Annotated in this window: 25 protein-coding genes; 14 read left to right on the top strand and 11 right to left on the bottom strand. The window is 62.1% G+C overall.

From position 1 onward, the window contains the following. Window positions 1–7: 7 nt before the first annotated feature. The 3 genes from NKH71_RS17130 to NKH71_RS17120 all read right to left on the bottom strand — a co-directional run bounded on the left by NKH71_RS17130 (window position 8) and on the right by NKH71_RS17120 (window position 1,846). Entirely contained in the window at window positions 8–673 is a 666-nt protein-coding gene (locus NKH71_RS17130) for a response regulator transcription factor (RefSeq protein WP_352895194.1), read from the bottom strand. A 64-nt stretch (window positions 674–737) separates the two neighbouring features. Beyond that, entirely contained in the window at window positions 738–1,037 is a 300-nt protein-coding gene (locus NKH71_RS17125; RefSeq protein WP_023718391.1) for a hypothetical protein, read from the bottom strand. A 398-nt stretch (window positions 1,038–1,435) separates the two neighbouring features. Beyond that, complete coding sequence (locus NKH71_RS17120) at window positions 1,436–1,846, bottom strand: DUF3168 domain-containing protein (RefSeq protein WP_023718393.1); 411 nt, start codon at window positions 1,844–1,846, stop codon at window positions 1,436–1,438. Window positions 1,847–2,112: 266 nt separating this feature from the next. Here NKH71_RS17120 and NKH71_RS17115 point away from each other — a divergent pair, with 266 nt between their 5' ends. Together NKH71_RS17115 and NKH71_RS17110 are read left to right on the top strand one after the other, a co-directional pair. After that, a complete protein-coding gene (locus NKH71_RS17115; RefSeq protein ID WP_352494821.1) occupies window positions 2,113–2,328 on the top strand; it encodes a hypothetical protein in 216 nt (71 codons plus the stop codon). A 44-nt stretch (window positions 2,329–2,372) separates the two neighbouring features. After that, window positions 2,373–2,597: a hypothetical protein gene (locus NKH71_RS17110; protein ID WP_031193831.1), complete on the top strand. Its 225-nt coding sequence runs from the start codon at window positions 2,373–2,375 to the stop codon at window positions 2,595–2,597. Here NKH71_RS17110 and NKH71_RS17105 read toward each other — a convergent pair. Continuing rightward, on the bottom strand, window positions 2,594–2,860 hold the full coding sequence (locus tag NKH71_RS17105) for a DUF1488 family protein (protein WP_023718394.1): 267 nt from the start codon (window positions 2,858–2,860) through the stop codon (window positions 2,594–2,596). The genes NKH71_RS17110 and NKH71_RS17105 overlap by 4 nt on opposite strands. After that, window positions 2,857–3,129 carry a hypothetical protein gene (locus NKH71_RS17100; protein WP_352895208.1) on the bottom strand — a complete coding sequence of 91 codons (273 nt, stop codon included), beginning with the start codon at window positions 3,127–3,129 and terminating at the stop codon, window positions 2,857–2,859. Before NKH71_RS17100 ends, NKH71_RS17105 begins: the two co-directional genes overlap by 4 nt. A gap of 243 nt (window positions 3,130–3,372) precedes the next feature. Here NKH71_RS17100 and NKH71_RS17095 point away from each other — a divergent pair, with 243 nt between their 5' ends. The 6 genes from NKH71_RS17095 to NKH71_RS17070 all read left to right on the top strand — a co-directional run bounded on the left by NKH71_RS17095 (window position 3,373) and on the right by NKH71_RS17070 (window position 9,684). Beyond that, window positions 3,373–3,711, top strand: a complete 339-nt coding sequence (locus NKH71_RS17095) for a co-chaperone GroES (protein ID WP_023718396.1) — start codon at window positions 3,373–3,375, stop codon at window positions 3,709–3,711. 102 nt (window positions 3,712–3,813) lie between these two features. After that, entirely contained in the window at window positions 3,814–5,433 is a 1,620-nt protein-coding gene (gene groL / locus NKH71_RS17090) for a chaperonin GroEL (RefSeq protein ID WP_352895193.1), read from the top strand. Between the two features lie 82 nt (window positions 5,434–5,515). After that, window positions 5,516–5,677, top strand: a complete 162-nt coding sequence (locus tag NKH71_RS17085; protein ID WP_023718397.1) for a hypothetical protein — start codon at window positions 5,516–5,518, stop codon at window positions 5,675–5,677. Between the two features lie 624 nt (window positions 5,678–6,301). Further along, window positions 6,302–8,461, top strand: a complete 2,160-nt coding sequence (locus NKH71_RS17080) for a transglycosylase domain-containing protein (RefSeq protein ID WP_352788999.1) — start codon at window positions 6,302–6,304, stop codon at window positions 8,459–8,461. Between the two features lie 97 nt (window positions 8,462–8,558). Then, window positions 8,559–9,143 carry a DUF1214 domain-containing protein gene (locus tag NKH71_RS17075; protein WP_023718400.1) on the top strand — a complete coding sequence of 195 codons (585 nt, stop codon included), beginning with the start codon at window positions 8,559–8,561 and terminating at the stop codon, window positions 9,141–9,143. Next, window positions 9,136–9,684, top strand: a complete 549-nt coding sequence (locus NKH71_RS17070; RefSeq protein ID WP_023718401.1) for a DUF1254 domain-containing protein — start codon at window positions 9,136–9,138, stop codon at window positions 9,682–9,684. The genes NKH71_RS17075 and NKH71_RS17070 overlap by 8 nt, the downstream gene beginning before the upstream one ends. A 14-nt stretch (window positions 9,685–9,698) precedes the next feature. Here NKH71_RS17070 and NKH71_RS17065 read toward each other — a convergent pair whose 3' ends face one another. After that, window positions 9,699–9,890: a hypothetical protein gene (locus NKH71_RS17065; protein ID WP_031193791.1), complete on the bottom strand. Its 192-nt coding sequence runs from the start codon at window positions 9,888–9,890 to the stop codon at window positions 9,699–9,701. A 187-nt stretch (window positions 9,891–10,077) separates the two neighbouring features. Between NKH71_RS17065 and NKH71_RS17060 the strand changes: the two genes are divergently transcribed. Further along, a complete protein-coding gene (locus NKH71_RS17060; RefSeq protein ID WP_023718402.1) occupies window positions 10,078–11,088 on the top strand; it encodes a DUF2336 domain-containing protein in 1,011 nt (336 codons plus the stop codon). Window positions 11,089–11,092: 4 nt separating this feature from the next. Here NKH71_RS17060 and NKH71_RS17055 read toward each other — a convergent pair whose 3' ends face one another. The 3 genes from NKH71_RS17055 to NKH71_RS17045 all read right to left on the bottom strand — a co-directional run bounded on the left by NKH71_RS17055 (window position 11,093) and on the right by NKH71_RS17045 (window position 14,022). Next, the gene (locus NKH71_RS17055) at window positions 11,093–11,440 is read right to left on the bottom strand and encodes a DUF1491 family protein (protein WP_023718403.1); all 348 of its coding nucleotides are present in this window, start codon (window positions 11,438–11,440) and stop codon (window positions 11,093–11,095) included. Window positions 11,441–11,534: 94 nt separating this feature from the next. Then, window positions 11,535–12,302, bottom strand: coding sequence for a peptidoglycan-binding domain-containing protein (locus NKH71_RS17050; protein ID WP_023718404.1), 768 nt, complete (start codon window positions 12,300–12,302; stop codon window positions 11,535–11,537). Beyond that, the gene (locus tag NKH71_RS17045; protein WP_352789035.1) at window positions 12,277–14,022 is read right to left on the bottom strand and encodes an ATP-binding protein; all 1,746 of its coding nucleotides are present in this window, start codon (window positions 14,020–14,022) and stop codon (window positions 12,277–12,279) included. Before NKH71_RS17045 ends, NKH71_RS17050 begins: the two co-directional genes overlap by 26 nt. Window positions 14,023–14,540: 518 nt before the next feature. Between NKH71_RS17045 and NKH71_RS17040 the strand changes: the two genes are divergently transcribed. Together NKH71_RS17040 and NKH71_RS17035 are read left to right on the top strand one after the other, a co-directional pair. Next, entirely contained in the window at window positions 14,541–14,909 is a 369-nt protein-coding gene (locus NKH71_RS17040; RefSeq protein WP_023718406.1) for a DUF5330 domain-containing protein, read from the top strand. Window positions 14,910–15,022: 113 nt separating this feature from the next. Further along, the gene (locus NKH71_RS17035; protein WP_023718407.1) at window positions 15,023–15,451 is read left to right on the top strand and encodes a SufE family protein; all 429 of its coding nucleotides are present in this window, start codon (window positions 15,023–15,025) and stop codon (window positions 15,449–15,451) included. Between the two features lie 113 nt (window positions 15,452–15,564). On the opposite strand, the gene NKH71_RS17030 is transcribed toward NKH71_RS17035, so the two are convergent. Both NKH71_RS17030 and NKH71_RS17025 read right to left on the bottom strand, forming a co-directional pair. Beyond that, window positions 15,565–15,990 (bottom strand): Ros/MucR family transcriptional regulator, encoded by a 426-nt coding sequence (locus tag NKH71_RS17030; protein ID WP_023677844.1) that lies wholly within the window; start codon window positions 15,988–15,990, stop codon window positions 15,565–15,567. A gap of 413 nt (window positions 15,991–16,403) precedes the next feature. Beyond that, window positions 16,404–16,775 carry an SH3 domain-containing protein gene (locus NKH71_RS17025; RefSeq protein ID WP_352895192.1) on the bottom strand — a complete coding sequence of 124 codons (372 nt, stop codon included), beginning with the start codon at window positions 16,773–16,775 and terminating at the stop codon, window positions 16,404–16,406. Window positions 16,776–16,890: 115 nt separating this feature from the next. On the opposite strand from NKH71_RS17025, the gene NKH71_RS17020 reads away from it, so the two are divergent. The 3 genes from NKH71_RS17020 (at window position 16,891) to NKH71_RS17010 (ending at window position 20,234) form a co-directional block, all read left to right on the top strand. After that, on the top strand, window positions 16,891–19,002 hold the full coding sequence (locus tag NKH71_RS17020; RefSeq protein ID WP_352789003.1) for a S9 family peptidase: 2,112 nt from the start codon (window positions 16,891–16,893) through the stop codon (window positions 19,000–19,002). 79 nt (window positions 19,003–19,081) lie between these two features. Next, a complete protein-coding gene (locus NKH71_RS17015; protein ID WP_352483644.1) occupies window positions 19,082–19,708 on the top strand; it encodes a LysE family translocator in 627 nt (208 codons plus the stop codon). 142 nt (window positions 19,709–19,850) lie between these two features. After that, window positions 19,851–20,234 carry an SET domain-containing protein gene (locus tag NKH71_RS17010; RefSeq protein ID WP_023718410.1) on the top strand — a complete coding sequence of 128 codons (384 nt, stop codon included), beginning with the start codon at window positions 19,851–19,853 and terminating at the stop codon, window positions 20,232–20,234. Window positions 20,235–20,237 lie beyond the last annotated feature (3 nt).

The following is a 20,237-nucleotide window of genomic DNA, read 5'->3' as shown; positions in this document are numbered from 1 at the left end:
TTCCGCGTTACGCCTCCGGCTTACGCATGCGGTAGCCCATGCCGCGAACGGTTTCGATGATGTCGATGCCCATCTTCTTGCGAAGCCGTCCGACAAAGACCTCGATCGTGTTTGAATCGCGGTCGAAATCCTGGTCGTAGAGATGCTCGACCAGTTCGGTCCGGGACACGACCTCGCCCATATGGTGCATCAAATAGGCAAGCAGGCGGAATTCATGCGATGTCAGCTTCAGCGGTACACCATCGACGTCGGCCTTGGAGGCCTTGGTGTCGAGGCGCAGCGGTCCGCAGGTCAGCTCCGACGAGGCATGCCCGGCGGCACGCCGGATCAAGGCCCGCACCCTGGCCAGGATTTCCTCGATGTGGAAAGGTTTGGTGACGTAGTCGTCGGCGCCTGCGTCGATACCGGCAACCTTGTCGCTCCAGCGGTCGCGTGCCGTCAGGATCAGCACCGGCATCTTGCGGCCGCCACGGCGCCAGCGCTCGACCACGCTGATGCCGTCCATCTGCGGCAGGCCGATGTCGAGCACGACGGCATCGTAGGGCTCGGTGTCGCCGAGAAAGTGCCCTTCCTCGCCGTCGAAAGCGCGATCGACGACATAGCCGGCATCGACCAGCGCGTCGCCGATCTGCCGGTTGAGATCCTTGTCATCTTCGACGACGAGTACGCGCATGCGGGAGGCCTGTTGAAGCTGTTCAGATATAGGCCGATTCCGGCAGACTGGGAAACGGCACGGTTCAGTTCAGCGGAACGACGATCTCCGAGCGACGCGGACGCTGCCCTTCTTTGCCCGGAACCAGCACGACGATGACGCAGACCGGCTGGCCGCCGCGTGTCGACTGCGAGGCCTTGGCCAGGGTGCCGCCATTCTGCTCGGCCACCTGCTGGCCGATCGCATAGCAGTCCGAGGCGGCGAGGACGACCGGTTGGGGCTGCTCGGGCACGACAACGGGGATCGCCATCGCCTGCGACGCAAGCAGACCGGCGGCTGAGAGCGCCAGTGCCGCGGTCCGGAAGTGGGAGCAAAGGATGTTCATGGTCAGCGTTCTAACGCGCTGGTGCTGAACGTGATATGAACGGTGAACGCTCGAATGCATGCCCGCCACACCCCTGAAGCGCGAGATTACCGGATTGCCATCTCGCCGCCCGTCTCGCGAAATCGCCAAAGTTTAACCTAGCCCTCCGATCCTTCGCCGACAACCGGCATCATTTGGCGGAGAAGGCAATCGCTTCAGGTGTGCGCCGACTTCGACAATCGATCCGGGACAATCGATCCGGCAACCGAAGGCAGGTTCAGGCGAACCGACCTGAAACAAAAAAACCCGCTCGGCGGCGGGTCGTTGGCGCCAATCAGCACCATAGTGAAATTAGTAGCATAGCTGCCGGCACAAAGCAAGAACAAAATTGCCCGATTCTTACGGAAAGTGCCCGGCGGTCAGCCCTCATCCTCGATCATGGCGCGGAAACGCAGCAGCCCGTGATGGGCCGAAAGATCCTCGTCGTAGCGGGCTTCGGCGAATTCGAGCTTGAGATAGGCGCGGCGATGTTCGCCAAGCGAGAGTGCCGCATCTCGCAAGCGGGCGCTGACCAGGTCCATGATGTCGAGCGTTTCCTTGCTGGCCTCGGACTTCGACCAGACATGCAGCGTCAGCAACTGCTCGGCGTTGTTCTCCGTGCCCGTAGCCCAGTCGTAAACGCTGGTGCGGCCGAAGGTCATGTGGGGAAACGCAACATTTTCCGGCGCACGGTCGAACAATCTTGCGTCGCCCAGTGCCGCCGATAAATCGGGATCGCCATTCACTGCCTCGAATATGGCCTTCTGCAATTCGACGGGTGGCGCGGTCATTGTCTTTCCCCTCGCCCGTCGCGTCGACCTCCCTGCTGCGTAGCTGCGTTGCATGGCGGCATCCCGGCAAAGCGCGAATCAGCGCGTCTCATACGGATTATGAACCTTCATGATCTCGGGAATAAGCCCTGCTACTGGAACCCGCGACGCCGCGGCCTTTCGCGTCACGGACGCCCTTGAGGGTGACGCGAATTCATTTGGCGTGCAGGGCGTTCGAAGAACGATGCTATGAAGATTCTGGTTTCCAAACATTCGAGGTCGTTTTCGTGCGCGAGCCATCGCTGCTGCCTGTTTTCGGAAAGCTTGGGGTCAGGGCGCGGCCGGTCGCGATTGCGGCGCCGACCATGTCGATGACCATCAAGAATTTGGTCAACCGCACTCGGGAGCTGCTCTCGGCGCACGGTAGCCTGGCCCTGAAGCTGTTCGTCGTTTTGTGGACGGTGCTTGTCCTGGCGGCAATATTCTTCGTCGCCCAAGCCTGACCGAGCGACATTCATCGATCGGGCGGAAACTAAAGGATGCCAAGATGGCAAACCGCTACGCGCTGCGTATGGAACGTCCTCACAGCTGGACCGTCTTCTACGTCTTCACCGGCCAGCCTGTCGAGCTCAAGCAGCAATCCATGGTCGGCATGAACACGTGCGATGCGCACGCGATGGTCGATCGGCTGAACAGTCGTGACATCGCGGCGGATGCAGGCGGACCGGAAGCCCCGAGAAAGCGTCTTGTGGACGGATCGCGACGGATCTAGCGAAAATCGGCCGCAGTCAGCACATATATGCTCCTGCGGGTGCGGGCATAGGCATTCCTGGCGACATCGTGGATCGAGCTGGAAGCCGTGTCGAAGGCCGCCAGATAGGTAGCTTCCGAGGCCGCCGTTCCCGGCTGCACTTTGGAGATGGCATCGGTTGCGACAGAGAAGGAAATCTGGAACATGCCGTCATGGCCGACGAAGCGGATGCGTTTGCTTGCCTCGTCGTAGCTGCGGCTGGGATTGGGAAATGTCAGGCTCATGATTTGGCCTCCGTCGATGCGGATACGGCCTGCTTGACTGTCCGCGCCGCCCGCTTCTTCTTTGGGGCGACCGGATTCAGAGCTGCCGCCGAGCGATCCGCCTCTTCCTTGGCCAGTCGCAATTCCCTCAGTCTTGCCGTTTTGATCGCCCTGGCCTTGGCCTCCGAGAGATATTCGGCAGTTGCCTTGTTCCGCTCCGCCGTTTTCTTTTGATTTTCCATGAAGCGAGCCTGAGCTTTTTCCATGATGTTCTGATTGCCTTCGGCCATCGGTAAAATCTCCCTTGCAGCGAAAGTCGTGAGTGTGAACTTCACCATAAAATAGGTGTTCAAAGACAGAAATTCAATTTCATTAATATTCGGCAATGCCCGAACACCAAGGGATAGCCAGGCAAAATAATTCATTCAATATTTGACATACCCCATGAATATTTTTTGGCACTCCTATCAATCGAGTGCCAAGGCGCCTATAGAGAGGGGCGGCCGCCTAAGCCGGCCCCAGAAAGAGTCCCCATGAAATTCCGGCCACTCCACGATCGCGTCGTCATTCGGCGCGCCGAAAGCGACACCAAATCCAAGGGCGGCATCATCATCCCCGACAATGCCAAGGAAAAACCGCAGGAAGGCGAAGTGATCGCCGTCGGGCCGGGCGCGCGGGACGAAAGCGGCGTGCTGATGGCGCTCGACGTCAAGGCCGGCGACCTCATCCTGTTCGGCAAATGGTCCGGCACCGAGGTCAAGATAGACGGCGAGGACCTTGTGATCATGAAGGAGGCCGACATCATGGGCATCATCGACAAGAGCGAGATGGGTATCATCGACAAGAGCGTGGCTACCAAGAAGGCCGCCTGATTGGAATGCCGCGCGCCCTGCCGGGCGCGCAAAGGATGCTCCAAGCTTTGATTCAGGCGCGCTGCAAGCGTCTTGCCACAACCAACCGAACTGGAAAAAATCATGTCTGCCAAGGAAATCAAATTTTCCACCGACGCGCGTGACCGCATGCTGCGCGGTGTCGAAATCCTCAACAACGCCGTCAAGGTGACGCTCGGCCCTAAGGGCCGCAACGTCATCATCGACAAGGCCTATGGCGCGCCGCGCATCACCAAGGACGGGGTGAGGGTGGCCAAGGAAATCGAACTTTCCGACAAGTTCGAGAACATGGGCGCACAGATGGTGCGCGAAGTGGCCTCGAAGACCAACGACCTCGCCGGCGACGGCACCACCACCGCCACGGTGCTTGCCGCTTCCATCCTGCGCGAGGGCGCCAAATTCGTTGCCGCCGGCATGAACCCGATGGACCTCAAGCGCGGCATCGACCTTGCCGTCACCGCCGTCGTCAAGGAAATCCAGGCTCGAGCCAAGAAGGTCAAGTCCTCAGGCGAGATCGCGCAGGTCGGCACCATTGCCGCCAATGGCGACACCAGCGTCGGTGCCATGATCGCCAAGGCGATGGACAAGGTCGGCAATGACGGCGTCATCACCGTTGAGGAGGCCAAGACCGCCGAAACCGAACTCGACGTCGCCGAAGGCATGCAGTTCGACCGCGGCTATCTCTCGCCCTATTTCGTCACCAATGCCGAGAAGATGCGCGCCGAGCTGGAAGACCCTTACGTGCTCATCCACGAAAAGAAGCTCGGCAATCTGCAGGCGCTGCTGCCCATCCTCGAAGCCGTGGTGCAAAGCGGCAGGCCGCTGTTGATCATCTCCGAGGACGTCGAGGGCGAAGCGCTGGCGACGCTGGTCGTCAACAAGCTGCGCGGCGGCCTCAAGGTCGCGGCCGTCAAGGCGCCTGGCTTCGGTGACCGCCGCAAGGCGATGCTGGAAGACATCGCCGTGCTCACCGCCGGACAGATGATTTCCGAGGATCTCGGCATCAAGCTGGAGAACATCACCATAGACATGCTCGGCCGCGCCAAGCGCGTGCTGATCGAGAAGGACACCACCACGATCATCGACGGCGCCGGCGAGAAGGCCACCATCCAGGCGCGCGTCCAGCAGATCAAGGGGCAGATCGAGGAAACCACTTCCGACTACGACAAGGAGAAGCTGCAGGAACGTCTCGCCAAGCTGGCGGGCGGCGTTGCCGTCATCCGCGTCGGCGGCGCCACCGAATCCGAGGTCAAGGAAAAGAAGGACCGCATCGACGATGCGCTGAACGCCACCCGCGCGGCCGTCGAGGAAGGCATCGTTCCCGGCGGCGGCGTCGCGTTGCTGCGCGCCAAGGCTGTGCTGAACGGGCTGACCGGAGCCAATGCCGATGTAACGGCGGGCATTTCGATCGTGTCGAGAGCGCTCGAAGCGCCGATCCGGCAGATCGCCGAGAATTCCGGCGTCGAAGGTTCGATTGTCGTCGGCAAACTCGCCGACAGCAAGGACCACAATCAGGGCTTCGATGCCCAGAACGAGGTCTATGTCGACATGATCAAGGCCGGCATCGTCGACCCCGCGAAGGTGGTGCGGACGGCGCTGCAGGACGCGGGCTCGATTGCGGCGCTACTGATCACTGCTGAGGCCATGATCACAGACGTTTCAGCCAAGGAAGCCGCTGCTTCGCCCGGCGGCATGGGCTATTGACCAGCCGCTGCCGGAAACAAGCCTGAAAGACAGCCGCCGGGGGATATTCCCCGGCGCGCGCCATCGGCAAGGAGATCGATCCATGATCGCATTCGTCCCGAAGCCAAATGCAGCCACGAAGACCAAAGTGGCAGAGGAAAGCCGCTTCGATCGCATTCGCAGGCTTGCCGACAAGCACAGGAAAGCCGACGCCGGCACGATAGGCCGCGACCCGAAAAAGATCGCGGACAAGCGTCCCATGTGACGATTGCGAATCCTCGGCACCCCGCGCAAGCGCGGCACCAGACCCTTATCGCGTCTCGTCGCTGATCAGCGCCAGCTGAATGCGATTCTTGCCCGAACGCACAAGCGCCGTCAGTGCCTCCATAGTGCGGTCAAGCTTATCTCCGAGCGGCGGCAACTGGGGCCGCTACTTGGCGGCGTCATCGTACCGTTGGTTCTGCGCCATGAGGTGGCGGACCACGAGGTGAAGGAAAGCCTGATCGTTCAATCCAGGCTCGACTGGACCATCGTGGAGCCGCCCAGGTTGAGCCGCCCAAGTTGAGCAATGGAGCGGCAACGGGTGAATTCCGCACGGCAAACGGCATCCGGTCGGCGTCGCTGCTGCCGACGCTGGCGCGTGCCGACCTTCATGCTAGCCCAACTCGACGGCACCACCTACTCGCGCAGGGCAGCCAACATCCTGCGCTGACGCCTCGCGGGAGCCGTCTTCCCCTCGACGAACCGCCCGCTATATCTTCATCGCCCTTACCTTCATCGCCCTTGTCGGCAGCACCAAAATGGACGAATAGTCTTGCAAGGCGCGCCGCCCTGAAATTGCCGGCATGCGGTTTCTCAGTTGGCGGCATCGCCGCAGCCGGATCCTGGAATGGCCAGTCCTTTGGAACCACGCAAGAGAAGAGGTCCGATCGCGGCAAGGCTGCTGGCGGTGGATGCGTGGATCGATTCCTCGGTCTACGAAATCGGCTTCAGGGCGCGTCAGTTCTGGGAAGCGGCGACCATCTTCTCGCGGCGTTTCCGCGTCGGCGGCTGGCGCCGCGGCATGATCGAACTGTTGAGTGAAGGGTTTACGCTCGGTGCCGGCGGCATCGTCGTGCTTTTGGCGCTGGCCTTGCCGGCCTTTCAGATAACCGCCGGCGACTGGCGCACGCAGGGCGATTTCGCCGTCACCTTCCTCGACCGCTACGGCAACGAGATCGGCCAGCGCGGCATCATCCAGCGCGATTCGGTGCCGGTCGACGAGATGCCCGACCATGTCATCAAGGCGGTGCTGGCCACCGAGGACCGGCGCTTCTTCGACCATTACGGCATCGACGTGCTTGGCCTGTCGCGGGCCATATTCGAGAACGTGCGGGCGAATTCCGTCGTCCAGGGCGGCTCGAGCATCACCCAGCAGCTGGCCAAGAACCTGTTCTTGACCAATGAGCGGACATTCGAGCGCAAGATCAAGGAAGCCTTCCTGTCGCTATGGCTCGAAGCCAATCTGTCGAAGAAGGAAATCCTGCAGCTTTACCTCGACCGCGCCTATATGGGCGGCGGCACCTTCGGCATCGAGGCGGCGGCAGATTTCTATTTCGGCAAGAGCGTCAAGGACCTGAACCTTGCCGAGGCGGCGATGCTGGCCGGCCTGTTCAAGGCACCGACCAAATATGCGCCGCACATAAACCTGCCCGCCGCCCGGGCGCGCGCCAATGTCGTGCTGTCCAACCTGGTCGATTCCGGCTTCATGACCGAAGGCCAGGTGCTGCAGGCAAGATTACACCCGGCCGAAATCGTTGATCGCGGCGAGCAGAAAAGCCCCGACTACTATCTCGATTGGGCCTTCGAAGAGGTCAAGAAAATCGCCGCCAAAAGCGGCCAGCACTCGCTCGTCGCCCACACCACCTTCGACGCCAACATCCAAAAGGCGGCCGAAGAATCTATGGAATTCCACCTCCGCCAGTTCGGCAAGGAATACAACGTCACCGAGGGCGCGATCGTCGTCATCGAGACCAATGGCGCGGTCAGGGCGATCGTCGGCGGCCGCGACTACGGCGCCAGCCAGTTCAACCGCGCCACCAAGGCACTTCGCCAGACCGGCTCCTCTTTCAAACCTTATGTCTATGCAACGGCGATGGAGCATGGCTTCACGCCGGATTCGGTGGTTTCCGGCGGACCGATCTCCTGGGGCAGCTGGTCGCCCCACAATTACAATGGCGGGTCGGCCGGCAACGTCACGCTGATCACAGCGATGGCCAAATCGATCAACACCGTGCCCGTGCGGCTTGCCAAGGATTATCTCGGTATCAAGCCGATCAAGGCGATGGCCGAGGCGATGGGCGTCGAGTCACCGCTGGAATCACACAAGACCATGGTGCTCGGCACATCGGGCATGACCGTGATGGACCAGGCGACGGGCTACAGCGTGTTCGCCCAGAACGGCTTTGCCGGAACCCGGCACGGCGTCAGCCAACTCTTCACCCGCACCGGCGAGGTGGTCTACGACTTCGCCAAGGATGCGCCGCCGCCGCACCGGGTGCTGTCGGAGCAGGCGCTCAAATACATGAACACCATGCTGGCCGCCGTTCCGGTGATCGGTACGGCCCGGCGCGCGGCCCTTCCAAACATCGTCGTCGCCGGCAAGACCGGCACGACCCAGTCCTACCGCGATGCCTGGTTTGTCGGCTTTACCGGCAACTACACGGCCGCCGTCTGGCTTGGCAATGACGACTTCACCGCGACCAACAAGATGACCGGCGGCACCCTGCCGGCCATGGTGTGGCAGCGCCTGATGCTCTATGCGCACCAGAATATCGACCTCAGACCGATCCCTGGCCTCGATCACCCCTTCGTCGATGCCGAAATCGCTGCCAAGGCCGAGGAAGCGGAAAAGAAGAGCGCCGAACAGGCAGCAGCCGATGCCGCCGCCGAGCGTCCGCCGGTGCTGTCCAGCCGGACCACCCAGACCCTGAAGGAACTCACCAAGCTGTTCCAGGCGGCACCCGTGCTCGACGCGCCCGCTGCACCGGAGACCCTCTCGGCGCTCTGAGCGGTCAATTCCACAGGGCCGCTTGCCACAAGCCCCCGCACCGCGATATCCCGAGCGACAGTCTTTCAGTCCCCGGCCTTCGGTTCCCCGGCTCCTCATGCTCAAGAATGCCTTCCTGACACTGCTTTCGCTTGCCATCGCCGTCGTCGGCGGTGGCGGCAGCGTCTGGTATGCACTGAAGCTGCAGGACGGCGTCGGCGCCATCAGGATCGGCCAATGGACCGCCTTCCCCGATATCGGCACGCCGACGGCGGATCCTTATTCGAAGGCCCGCGTGGCGCGCGAAGGCGTGCTGGCGCTCGGACAGGCGGAAGGACTGTCCTTCATCGCCGAGCGCGATTCCGGCGGCGAGCAACTCAAGCGGCAATGTGCCTACAAGATTGCGGGCGGCTTTCCCACCGCCCGGTTCTGGACCCTCTATGCCGCAGATCGGTCGCTTGGCGTGATCGAGACCGGCAAGCCGAGGCTGGCTGCGCTGCAGTCCTATCAAGTGCTGCGCGAGGCCGACAATTCGGTGATCATTTCCGTCGGCAGCCGCCCGGCGCCCGACAACTGGCTGCTGACCAGCGGCGCCGGCGGGATGTACTTCGTGCTCACGTTCTATGACACGCCGATCGCCAGCAGCACCGGCCTCTCGGACGTCACGCTGCCGCAGATCCAGAAGGTCGGCTGCAATGCGTAGCCTGCTGCATGCCGTGCTGCTCGGCCTGCTTGGCGGCGGCATCGTGCACATCATCGTGCTGCTGCTCGTCCCCGAGTTTTCCGAACGCGACGCCTGGTCGCGATTGGCCATGGCTTCGGATCTCTACAAGATGACCAGGCTCGACGCGGAAGCCGGCGGCGCGCCGGTGGTGAAATCGGTCGATCCGCTGTTTTATGCGGCGGCTTGCCGCTTCGACCTTGCCGAGGGGATGGTGCGGGTCAAGGCGCCGGGAAAGGTGCCGTTCTGGTCGATATCGGTCTATGACCGCGGCGGCCACAACATCTACTCGTTCAACGACCGCAGCGCGACCGCAGGCGTGCTCGACACCGTGGTGCTGACGCCGGCGCAGATGATCGAGGTCCGCAAGAATCTTCCCGCGGAACTGCAAGGGGCGATCTTCGTCGAAGCGCCGATAGCGGAAGGCATGTTCGTCATCCGCTCGTTCGTGCCCGACGACAGCTGGAAGCCGATCGTCTCGCGGTTTCTCGAACAGAGTTCCTGCGAACTGCAGGATTTTTAACCCACTTCCGATGCTCAGTGATGCGGTACCGGCAATGTCCCCGAAGGTCCCGGCTTATCGGGGCCGACCGGCCGCGTCTCGCCGGTCAGCGGCCGCTGCTCGTAGCGGACCCCGGGAAAGATGATCACCGCCGCCGGCGTTCCCGCGGTTTGTTGTGCTCGATTGGTTGCCGCCGTTCGCGGCACGAAAGACAGTACCATGCCCATGGTTCGCGTATTCCTCTCGGTTGCCCCGGAGCACAACGCAACGCCTCCATAGTCGATTAAGGAGGCAGTAGGTTAACGGAGCGCTAACGGATCGCCGCTAAATTGATCTTTGTTCTTGGGAAACGCGAAACCGGTACAGCCCGGCAGAGCGCAGTCCAGATCGTGTCGAGTGTCGGGCGTATCCTTCGTGTCAGCTTCGGATTTCAGGCAAATCGCAGCAGGAGCTGAATCGGGAAAGGCCGAGAGGCTGTTCCGCGCCGCGGTGTCGGCGTTCTGTTCGCTCACCCGACCTTCACGCCGCGAGATCGCGCAGCTCGAAGACCTGACGCTGCCGCTTTTCGACAATGTCTCGGTCGAATCGCGCCGCTACGTCGCGGCAGCCCTTTCCGAATGCGAATATGCACCCGCCGCGCTGGTGCGGCGGCTTTGCCAGGAGCGGGTCGATATCGCCGCTCCGCTGCTCATCCGCTCGCGTGCCCTCAGCGACGTCGACCTCATCGCGCTGATCGGGCGCCACGGGCTGCCGCATGCCCGTGCCATTGCCCGCCGCAAGGATCTCAATCAAACGATCGCGGATCTCATCAAAGTGCTCGAAAGGCCGACGCTGGTGCGGTCGCAACAGCAGCCGGAAACAACCGCCAAAGCCGCGTCCGAAAACGCCGAAGTGGTTGCGAGCGATGCCAACAGGCAAGAGGCTTCCGATGCCGCCGAAACAGTACGCCGCCGGTTGCGATCCATGATGCGCGCCGAGAGCGGCACCGCTATCGGTCCGTTCGTCGAGCCGCAAACCTATGTCAAGCTGCGCGAGACCGCGCTGACCGGCAATGCGGCATTCTTCCAGACAGCGCTCGCCGATGCGCTCGAAGTCGATTTTTCAACGGCGCGGACGCTCACCACGAGCCAAAATTACACACCGCTGCTGGCCGCCTTGCGCGCGCTCGACCTCAGCGAAGACAAGGCGTTCCTGATCACGGCCACCATCTATCCGACCGAGTTTCCGCACCCGCAGGCGATCCGCATCTTCCTCGACCGCTACCGCCTGCTGCACCGCGACGCGGCGTTGGACAGGCTCCGCGGCTGGAAGGCCGACACCGTGTCGAAAATCGTTCGCAAGCCCGGGCGCGTCGCCGCAAACGCCGACCTGCGCAAGCCGAACAGCGCCGATGTTGCCGCTGTCCCAAAGGCGCGTCGCGTCTGAAAAGTTACGGCAACTTGACCGAGATAAGCTCCTCAACGGGAATGGCGCCCGCCTCGACCTCGACCACCCAGATATCGGGATCGAATTTCTTCTCGCGCTCCAGCCGCGCGTCGAAGATGGCGGCATCGTCGCCCTCGCCGAGAAGGCTGAAGAAACGGTCGTCCGGCCTGGCCGAATCGTAGCTCGTCTGCGGCGCCGGCCCGAACAGCGCCATCTCCCCCAGCCTGCCCCGCGCCAGCACGAAAACCGCGCCGGCTTCCGTCGCGCCGCGCTTGACCACGGCGGCAAAGCCGCCGGCGCTGAAAACCCGACGCAACAGCGCCGATACCCACAGGTCGGTGGTTACCCGCATGGAGAATTCCTGGCCATGCGGCGGTCCTTACAGCATTGGCCGGAAGACTGTAACCGGTCTTTGCCGAGCGACCGGCGTGCGGCCGTCACGACCCTCAGTTGGTCAGGCCGATCTCGCGCATCTTGACGTAGACGATCTCGTCGGGCTCGCCGGTCTCGGGCAGGCCGAAAAGCGCCTGGAATTCCTTGATCGCGGCCTTGGTGCGTGCGCCGACGACGCCGTCCAATTGCATGTCGTCATTGCCGAAAGCTTTCAGTCCGGCCTGGATCTTGACGATGCGGGGATCAGGTGCCGCCGCATTTGCCGGTGCGGACGCTGGAATGGCGGCTGGAACAGCGGCCGTTTCGACCGGCCGCGGCACGGGATGCGGCACCACGGCCGCGGTCGTCGGCGTGGCACCCAGTTGATCCAGCAGAATGCTGTCGATCTCGCCGGAGGCATTCAATCCGACCTTCTGCTGATAGGCCTGGATGGCCTTGCGCGTATTCGGTCCGGGAATGCCGTCGACGGTGCCGGAATAGAAATCGAGATCCTTCAATATGCCCTGGACCTGCTCGACGACCGGGTCGCTCTTGATCGGCGCAGCCGCCGGACGCACGATGTTGATGGTGGTTTCGGGCTCGTCGCTGTCCGCCCGGGGAAAGCGCTCGATGCTCCTGGTGACGAAAAACGCGCCGGCGTGCGGAAAGGGCTGGTACCAAAGAGCGTTCGCCGAGACGTAGAACAGCGTCACCAGGAATGCGGTGGAGCCGCCGACCACAACTGGGTTGCGCGAGATCAGGCTGCCCAGAGCCATCGCTCCGTGCTCGAAGGCATTGCCGCGGCGTTTGACCGCCTTAGGCTGTTTTGCGGAGCGACCCATTGCTCTCCCCTTTGCCACCGTCCGCTCTGGCTTTGGCCGCGGACATCGGCACCACGCCGGTCTTCTCCGCCGAGTGGCCCGTCGGGCCGTTCACGGGAAGGCTGATCGTTACCGTGGTGCCCTCGCCCGGCATGCTTTCGATCGACATGGTGCCGTCGTGCAGCGCCACCAGCCCCTTCACCAGCGAAAGCCCGAGCCCGGTGCCTTCGAACCGGCGGGTATAGTCGTTCTGTATCTGCATGAACGGCTTGCCGAGATTGGCAAAATCTTCCTCGGCGATGCCAATGCCGGTGTCCCGGACCCAGAAATGCAGCCGCGAGCCGATCCGCTTGGCGCCGATGACGACGTTGCCGCCTTCGGGCGTGAACTTGATCGCGTTGGAGACGAGATTGATCAGGATCTGCTGCACGGCGCGACGGTCGGCATTTATTTCACCTGCGTCCGGCGCGATCTGGGCCTGCAGATCAATGGCTTTTGCCTCGGCTTGCAGGCGCATCATCGACTGGCACATCTCGACCGCTTCGCGGAAGCGGAACGGTTCCGGTTCGGTCGCATAGGCGCCCGATTCGATCCGCGATACGTCGAGTATCGAGGTGACGACGGCAAGCAGGTGCTGGCCCGAATCCCGTACCAAGCCGACATATTCCTTCTGGCGCGGATCCTTGAAGGTGCCGAACATCTCGTGCAGCAGCATGTCCGAAAAACCGATGATGGCATTGAGCGGGTTGCGCAGCTCGTGGCTGACGACGGCAAGGAAGCGTCCTTTCGCCACCTCGGCCGAGGCAGCCGCTTCATTGGCGGCGGCAAGCTCCTGGCGCAGTCCGGCCAGTTCATCATTCTCGCGCAGAACGAGCGTGAAGACAGTCTCCTGCCCCGGCGCGCGCATCATCTCGAGCGAGAACGGCCGGTAATTGTCGGCCGTCACGCCGCTGTTCTGCGGCAGCCGGACGCGAAGGTCGAGCCGGCGCGACAGAGCGCCATCGCGCATATCGGCCAGCGCGCTGAGATACGGGACGCGGTCGGACAGATGGATGCGATCGAAAAGCCCGGCGCCGAAAAGCAACTCCGGCGGCAGCCTCAGCATGGTGCGCGCCTTGGTCGAGGCGTCCAGAACCTCGCCATGCGCCGCTATTCGCAGCACGACAGCGTCGATCAGGTCTTCGAGCCGGTCGCTGCCGGCAGGATCGAGCTGTGCGTTGGCGGCGCCACGAAGTGGAGCGACACGCGGAAAGAGCGTGAGCGCCCAGGCCAGTGGTACCAGCCAGTGCCATGCGGCGATTTCGGTCTGGCCGAGCGGCAAGACGGAACCGGCGAAAGGCTGCAGCAAGACTGCGACAAGGGCCGATATGGCGCCCCAGATCACGGCACGGCGCGACTGGCCGATCCACCAGGCTTCAAACGGCAGCGCCACCGCAAGCACGGCAACCGGCGAGGCCACACCGCCGGCGGCAGCGACAAGGGAACCCAGGGCAACACTGCTCACGACCAAGGCTAGTTGGCCGGCCAGAGTGATCTTACCCGATGCAGCCACCAGCAGGGCGGCGAACCAGCAAAGGCCGAACGCGGCAAAGATCGCAGCCACAGTCACGGCCGCGCCCATGCCCGACGTGACCAGCGTCACCGCCGCACCTGCGCTGAAGAAAGGAGCCGCCAGCATGACGCCAATGAACCGGCTGTGGCGGCGTCGGTCGTCCTGGCCGAGGACGGACGGATGAACCATCCGTTCGCAACCGGCGGCTATCGCGCCCGGCAACTCGGCGTATCTGGCCTTGATCGCACTCAACTCAACGCACCCGGTCGTGAACGGCCCTGCTTTGCAGGTGGCTTTTGTCGATCCGAAACTCGCATCCAGCATTTAAGGAATGGATAAGGCTGGGCCGATCGTCCCCCGGCCGGCTGCAAATATCGGGATACCGGCGGCGAAAAACCGGGGCAATTGCCGCCATAGTAAACGGAGCGTTATCCGGACCGCCCGCGCCTGGACTTGGGCCGAGGGCATCAAACTGTCGCCGGGTCAAAAAACGAGCAGGAAAAACAACAGGTTGGATGGTTACCCTTTGCTGAATAAAATCTGTGCCTTTCGAGGCAAATGAATTTCAAAACACTTCGTTTCGAATCTGCCTAAAATTTGAGGAAAACTGTTGCTTTCGGGACAAGCCGTCCTTTGCGCGTCTGTGCCAATATCGCGGTACAAGGGTTGTGCGGTTCGGATGCATGACCGTCATAAAGGACAGACAGATGGGCTTTCTGATAAGAGCTGCTTTCTGGTTTTCGCTGGTGCTTCTGGCGCTGCCGCTGGGTGTCGGCTCCGATGATGCGGGCCGCGAAAGCGTCGGGCCGCTCCAGGCGCTGTTTGCCGCGCGCGAAGCCGTCGGCGACATCGCCGGCATCTGCGAGCGCAAGCCGGACGTCTGCGAGACCGGCAAATCGGCAATGCACACCATCACCGCCCGGGCAAAGGAGACCGCCAAGATCGCGGCCGCCATGCTGGACGACAAGGCCGCTGAACCCGATACGGTGACGACCACCGGCAGCGTGCCCGAGGAAATCGTCTTGCCGGCGAAAGTCGATTTGCCGGCGAAAGTGCACTTGCCGGCAAAGAACTGAGACTGTTTCGGCCGAATCCATCGCTAAACCGCAGGGCGCCCCGCTCTCGGCGCCTGCGGCGTTTCTCCTCTTTTTCCGTGACGCGGCCGCGCCGGATGACTATATCCGGGGAAATGACCACGACGATCCAGACCATCCGCGACGACTTTTCCCTGCTCGACGAGTGGGAAGACCGCTATCGGTATGTGATTGAACTGGGTGAAGCGCTGCCGCCATTTCCCGACGAGCAACGCATACAAGCCAACAAGGTGCCCGGCTGCGTCAGCCAGGTCTGGCTGACCACCGAGCAAGGCGAGGGTGCCAATCCCGTTATCACCTTCAAGGGCGATTCCGACGCCCATATCGTGCGCGGCCTGGTTGCCATCATGCTGGCGCTGTTTTCGGGACGGCCCGCCAGCGAAATCCAGAGGACCGACGCAGAGGCAACGCTAAAGGCACTCGGACTTGACGAGCACCTGTCGCCGCAGCGCGCCAATGGTCTTCGCTCGATGGTCAAGCGTATCAAGCGTGACGCCGAGGCGGCGCTGAAGCAGACCGCCTGACCGGACGGCAATTACCGGCAGTATGAAGAACTGGCGGCCCGAGCTTGGTCTCCCCACAATACAAAACGGCGCCCGAAGGCGCCGCTTGAGTGTCAAACCGGAAGAGCCGCTTGTCAGCGTCCCTTGCGCTTGCGACCGAGACCCATCTTCTTGGCGAGCTGCGAACGGGCGGCCGCATAATTGGGCGCAACCATCGGATAGCTCGGGTCCAGGTTCCACTTTTCGCGATACTGGTCGGGCGTCAGATCATAGTGGGTCATCAAGTGACGCTTGAGCGACTTGAACTTCTTGCCGTCTTCGAGACAGATGATGTAGTCGTCATGCACCGAACGCTTCGGATTTACCGCCGGCTTCTGCTTGTCGGCAGGCGGCTGCTCGGCGGCCCCGCCGACGCGCCCGAGAGCGGCATGGACATCGGCGATGAGGTTCGGCAATTCGCCGACCGGCACGGGATTGTTGCTGACATAGGCGGCCACCACATCGGCGGTGAGCTCGATCAGCGCGTCACTGTTTCTGGAAGGTGTTTCGGTAATATCCATGGCGTTCAGGCCCCAACGAGAATTGTTTCTGTTTGCGCCCGTTTCGATAGTTGGGCATCGCGCGAACTTGTGCAGGAAAAAGCCTCCGCGATTCGCGTCGCGGCATCTTAATGGGCCTGAGCGTCAAGTAAGTCAATTCGCTTCTTGCGCTCTATTCAGCGATACAAGTCAAATCTTTCATATTCAGCTTCACTCTTTCGTGCAGAGTGTAACTTTGCCGTTTTTTCTGGTCAGACCAGCATCGACTGACGCCGCGGCAAGCAGCCATTACACAGACGGCAGCAGGTAAATAGAGCTCAATGCTTGATCCTGCCGGCAGCATTACAGCCTGGCCGATCGGCGGATTCAGTAAAATCATAGGTTGCGAAGGGTTACTGTTGCTCGTGAGCCGTCGGCCGGAGCGGCGTGCTGCGTCACTGAAACGGGGTGATGTATTTTCCGTAGACCCAGCCGGTGACGAACTGGCCGCTCTGTGCCGGATCGTGCCAGACTTCGCACCAGCGATGGCGGATCTTGTGTTTCTGCTGCCAGTAGGTTTGGCTGGTCATGTCGAGCAGGTTTATCCCACCGGTGCATTTGCCGGTCATCTGCAGAACCGTCCCGTTGGAATAGGCGGCCTGCTTCTGCGAAGTTCCTGAAGGATATTTGCGCACATTGAGCGTGTCGCCGAACGGCACATTGGCCACTTGCCAAGCCGCAAAGGCAGTTGCATGAGATTGACCGGCATTGGCCAGGGTCATCGCAGCGACGGCGAGGGCCGCGGCAGTCCGAGAAAAAATATTCATTGTCCTCTCCTCCAGCCCGTCCTCTTGAGCCACCACGACAATAGATCGTAGCCCTTGAACCCGCGCTGATCGGCGTGTTCATTCGCCATTCAAGTAGCTTCCACAGCGAGACGCAATGACCAGAACTCCAGTGTTTCCGACCGCCACCCCGCCACAGCCGGAGAAGCGGCCGATCTTCGACACGCATCACGGCATGACGCGGACGGACGACTATGCCTGGCTGAGGGCCGTGAATTGGCAAGAGATGTTCAGGGATCCGTCCCTGCTCGACGGCGAGATCCGCGCCCACCTGGAAGCCGAGAACGCTTATCAGGCGGCGCTGATGGCCGATACAGCCCGGCTGCAGAAGCAGCTTTTCGCGGAAATGAAGGGACGTATCAAGGAAGACGATTCTTCCGTGCCGATGAAGGACGGGCCCTACGCCTACGGCTCCTCCTTCAAGCTTGGCGGCCAGCAGCCGCGTTATTTCCGTACCTCGCGCGACGGCGGCGACAAGCAGATCTTGCTCGACGGCGATGCCGAGGCCGAGGGCAAGCCCTATTTCCGCCTGGGCGGCGTCGATCATTCGGACGACCACCGCAAACTGCTCTGGGCCTTCGACGACAAGGGTTCCGAATTCTACACGCTGCGCGTCCGCGATCTCGCCGGCGGCAACGATCTGGCGGACAGGGTCCCGGACACCGGCGGCGGCGGTGTGTGGGATGCCGGTAATGACGGTTTTTTCTACACCCGCCTCGACCCCAACCACCGTCCCTCCAAAGTGCTGTTCCATGCGCTTGGCGATGGTCCTGAAAACGACCGGCTGATCTATGAGGAAACCGATCCGGGCTTCTTCATGGATGTCGGCGGCACACGCTCCAACGAGTGGATCATGATCGGAATCAACGACCATGAGACGTCGGAATACCGCATCATGATCGCCAACGACCCGTTCGTAGAGCCGAAGCTGGTTGCAGCGCGCGAAACCGGCTTGCAGTACGACCTCGAGGAAGGCGGCGACGTCTTCTTCATCCTCACCAATGCCGACGGCGCCAAGGACTTCAAGATCATGACGGCGCCGGCCCATGATCCGGTGCGCGCCAACTGGCAGGAACTGGTGCCGCACGAAGCGGGCCGGCTGATCCTTTCGGTAATCGGCTTCAAGGACCACATGGTCCGGCTCGAGCGCAAGGAAGGCCTGCCACGCATCGTCGTGCGCGATCGCAAGAGCGGCGAAGAGCACCTGATCTCCTTCGACGAGGAAGCCTTCTCGCTCGGCCTGTCCGGCTCCTACGAATACGACACCGAAATCATGCGCTTTTCCTATTCGTCGATGACGACGCCGGCGCAGGTCTTCGATTACAACATGCGCACCCGCGAGCGCGTGCTGCTCAAGACCCAGGAAGTGCCGTCCGGCCATGACCCGGAGCACTATGTCACGCGCCGGCTGATGGCGCCTGCCGCCGACGGCGAACTGGTGCCGATCTCGCTCCTCCACCACCGCGACACGCCGCTCGACGGATCGGCGCCTTGCCTGCTTTACGGCTACGGATCTTACGGCATAGCCGTACCCGCCGCGTTCAACACCAATTTGTTTTCGCTGGTCGACCGCGGCTTTGTCTACGCGATTGCCCATGTCCGCGGCGGCAAGGACAAGGGCTATGGCTGGTACGACGACGGCAAGCGGGCGAACAAGATGAATACGTTCACCGATTTTGTCGCTGCCGCCCACCACCTCGTCGCCGAACGCTATACGCAGCATGACCGCATCGTCGCGCAAGGCGGCTCGGCCGGCGGCATGCTGATGGGCGCGGTCGCCAACATGGCGCCGCAATGCTTCGGCGGCATCGTCGCCGAGGTTCCCTTCGTCGACGTGCTCACCACCATGCTCGACGCAAGCTTGCCGCTGACGCCGCCGGAATGGCCGGAATGGGGCAACCCGATCGCTTCGGCGGAGGATTACCGGACCATCGCCGCCTACTCGCCCTACGACAATGTCGCCGCACTCGACTATCCACCGATCCTGGCGCTGGCCGGCCTGACCGACCCGCGCGTCACCTATTGGGAGCCGGCCAAATGGGTGGCGCGGTTGCGCGACCGCAAGACAGGGGGGAATCCGGTTCTGTTCAAGATCAACATGGATTCAGGCCACGCCGGCGCCTCCGGCCGGTTTTCCAGGCTGGAGGAAATCGCGTTCACCTATGCCTTCGCGCTCAAGGTAACAGGCAAGGCCGAACCAGCCGCGTGAAGTCGGGGGAGAGCGGTCATTGCCTTCCGTTCCGAGACGTGGCTTTCATTCGCGGTAAGAGTTGCGGAGACGCCCACCAATGATCGATCTCGCCACATTGATTGCGTATGTCGCGGTTGTGCTTGGCTTTGTCTTCATCCCCGGTCCGGCCACCCTTCTGACCGTGGCGCGGGCCACCAGTTCCGGAACCAGGGTTGGCATCGCGACCGGCGCGGGGATCGCGGCCGGCGACGTGGTTCACACCTTCATGGCGATCGTCGGCATTTCGGCGATCATTGCCACGTCGGCGGCGCTTTTCAGCATCGTGAAGTACATCGGCGCAGCCTACCTCATTTATCTCGGCATTCGCGCGATCATCGAGAAAACGCCTGCCTATCCGGCCGCCGGCGCACTTGCGATCCCCGCTACCAAAGCATTTCGGCAGGCTGTTTTGACCGAGGTTCTCAACCCCAAGACCGCGCTTTTCTTCCTTGCATTTCTTCCGCAGTTCGTGCGGCCTGAAAACGGATCGGTGATGCTTCAACTGGCGACATTGGGCGTGATCTTTGTTCTGTTGGGCCTCATCAGCACGCTGGTTTTCGCCGTGGGTGCGGGCGGCCTCGGTGCATTCCTGCGCCGAAACCCGACGGTGCTGAGATGGCAAGGCAAGGCTGTCGGCGGCATCTATTGCGCCTTGGGCATCCGGCCGGCGCTGCAACAGCGCTAGGACCTCGACAGGCGACGCCGTATGAGGCTTCGGATAATGGGCAGGCACAGCTGATTTTCCGCTCGCAATTGCAAAGGCCGCGCGCTACCCAGTGCGCGGCTTTTCACAGCCGCGCCAACACACAATCACCCAGGGATCTGCCATGTTGCTCGTCGATGTCTATCTCGACAAATCGCCCATCCAGGGCATCGGCGTCTTTGCCAAAAACCACATTGCCCGCGGCACGCTGGTCTGGAAGCTCGACCCGAAATACGACCGGCGCATCGAGGTGGAGACCTACGAGCGGGAAACCGGGCCGGTCAAAACCTATCTCGACCGCTACGCCTATCCGGACCGGCGCGACCCGAATTACATCGTCTTCGAAGCCGACGATGCGCGCTACATGAACCATGCCGACAGCCCGAATTGCGACGTCTCGCAGCCGGAGGAGACCTATGCCTTGCGCGACATTGCGCCCGGCGAGGAAATGACCTGCGACTACAATCACTTCTTCGAAACCGGCTTCGACTTCCTCGGCGACCGCTGACCC

The organism is Mesorhizobium sp. M0983 (genome assembly GCF_040318975.1).
Classification (GTDB): domain Bacteria; phylum Pseudomonadota; class Alphaproteobacteria; order Rhizobiales; family Rhizobiaceae; genus Mesorhizobium.
The sequence above is the reverse complement of the archived record's forward strand: the minus strand, read 5'-3'. Positions and strand labels throughout refer to the sequence as shown.

Excerpts from the sequence above, each read along its gene's own strand:
- NKH71_RS17130 (WP_352895194.1), bottom strand. The coding sequence starts at position 673 with ATGCGCGTACTCGTCGTCGAAGATGACAAGGATCTCAACCGGCAGATC.
- NKH71_RS17125 (WP_023718391.1), bottom strand. The coding sequence starts at position 1,037 with ATGAACATCCTTTGCTCCCACTTCCGGACCGCGGCACTGGCGCTCTCA.
- NKH71_RS17120 (WP_023718393.1), bottom strand. The coding sequence starts at position 1,846 with ATGACCGCGCCACCCGTCGAATTGCAGAAGGCCATATTCGAGGCAGTG.
- NKH71_RS17110 (WP_031193831.1), top strand. The coding sequence starts at position 2,373 with ATGGCAAACCGCTACGCGCTGCGTATGGAACGTCCTCACAGCTGGACC.
- NKH71_RS17105 (WP_023718394.1), bottom strand. The coding sequence starts at position 2,860 with ATGAGCCTGACATTTCCCAATCCCAGCCGCAGCTACGACGAGGCAAGC.
- NKH71_RS17100 (WP_352895208.1), bottom strand. The coding sequence starts at position 3,129 with ATGGCCGAAGGCAATCAGAACATCATGGAAAAAGCTCAGGCTCGCTTC.
- NKH71_RS17095 (WP_023718396.1), top strand. The coding sequence starts at position 3,373 with ATGAAATTCCGGCCACTCCACGATCGCGTCGTCATTCGGCGCGCCGAA.
- groL (WP_352895193.1), top strand. The coding sequence starts at position 3,814 with ATGTCTGCCAAGGAAATCAAATTTTCCACCGACGCGCGTGACCGCATG.
- NKH71_RS17085 (WP_023718397.1), top strand. The coding sequence starts at position 5,516 with ATGATCGCATTCGTCCCGAAGCCAAATGCAGCCACGAAGACCAAAGTG.
- NKH71_RS17080 (WP_352788999.1), top strand. The coding sequence starts at position 6,302 with ATGGCCAGTCCTTTGGAACCACGCAAGAGAAGAGGTCCGATCGCGGCA.
- NKH71_RS17075 (WP_023718400.1), top strand. The coding sequence starts at position 8,559 with ATGCTCAAGAATGCCTTCCTGACACTGCTTTCGCTTGCCATCGCCGTC.
- NKH71_RS17070 (WP_023718401.1), top strand. The coding sequence starts at position 9,136 with ATGCGTAGCCTGCTGCATGCCGTGCTGCTCGGCCTGCTTGGCGGCGGC.
- NKH71_RS17065 (WP_031193791.1), bottom strand. The coding sequence starts at position 9,890 with ATGGGCATGGTACTGTCTTTCGTGCCGCGAACGGCGGCAACCAATCGA.
- NKH71_RS17055 (WP_023718403.1), bottom strand. The coding sequence starts at position 11,440 with ATGCGGGTAACCACCGACCTGTGGGTATCGGCGCTGTTGCGTCGGGTT.
- NKH71_RS17050 (WP_023718404.1), bottom strand. The coding sequence starts at position 12,302 with ATGGGTCGCTCCGCAAAACAGCCTAAGGCGGTCAAACGCCGCGGCAAT.
- NKH71_RS17045 (WP_352789035.1), bottom strand. The coding sequence starts at position 14,022 with ATGGTTCATCCGTCCGTCCTCGGCCAGGACGACCGACGCCGCCACAGC.
- NKH71_RS17040 (WP_023718406.1), top strand. The coding sequence starts at position 14,541 with ATGGGCTTTCTGATAAGAGCTGCTTTCTGGTTTTCGCTGGTGCTTCTG.
- NKH71_RS17035 (WP_023718407.1), top strand. The coding sequence starts at position 15,023 with ATGACCACGACGATCCAGACCATCCGCGACGACTTTTCCCTGCTCGAC.
- NKH71_RS17030 (WP_023677844.1), bottom strand. The coding sequence starts at position 15,990 with ATGGATATTACCGAAACACCTTCCAGAAACAGTGACGCGCTGATCGAG.
- NKH71_RS17025 (WP_352895192.1), bottom strand. The coding sequence starts at position 16,775 with ATGAATATTTTTTCTCGGACTGCCGCGGCCCTCGCCGTCGCTGCGATG.
- NKH71_RS17020 (WP_352789003.1), top strand. The coding sequence starts at position 16,891 with ATGACCAGAACTCCAGTGTTTCCGACCGCCACCCCGCCACAGCCGGAG.
- NKH71_RS17015 (WP_352483644.1), top strand. The coding sequence starts at position 19,082 with ATGATCGATCTCGCCACATTGATTGCGTATGTCGCGGTTGTGCTTGGC.
- NKH71_RS17010 (WP_023718410.1), top strand. The coding sequence starts at position 19,851 with ATGTTGCTCGTCGATGTCTATCTCGACAAATCGCCCATCCAGGGCATC.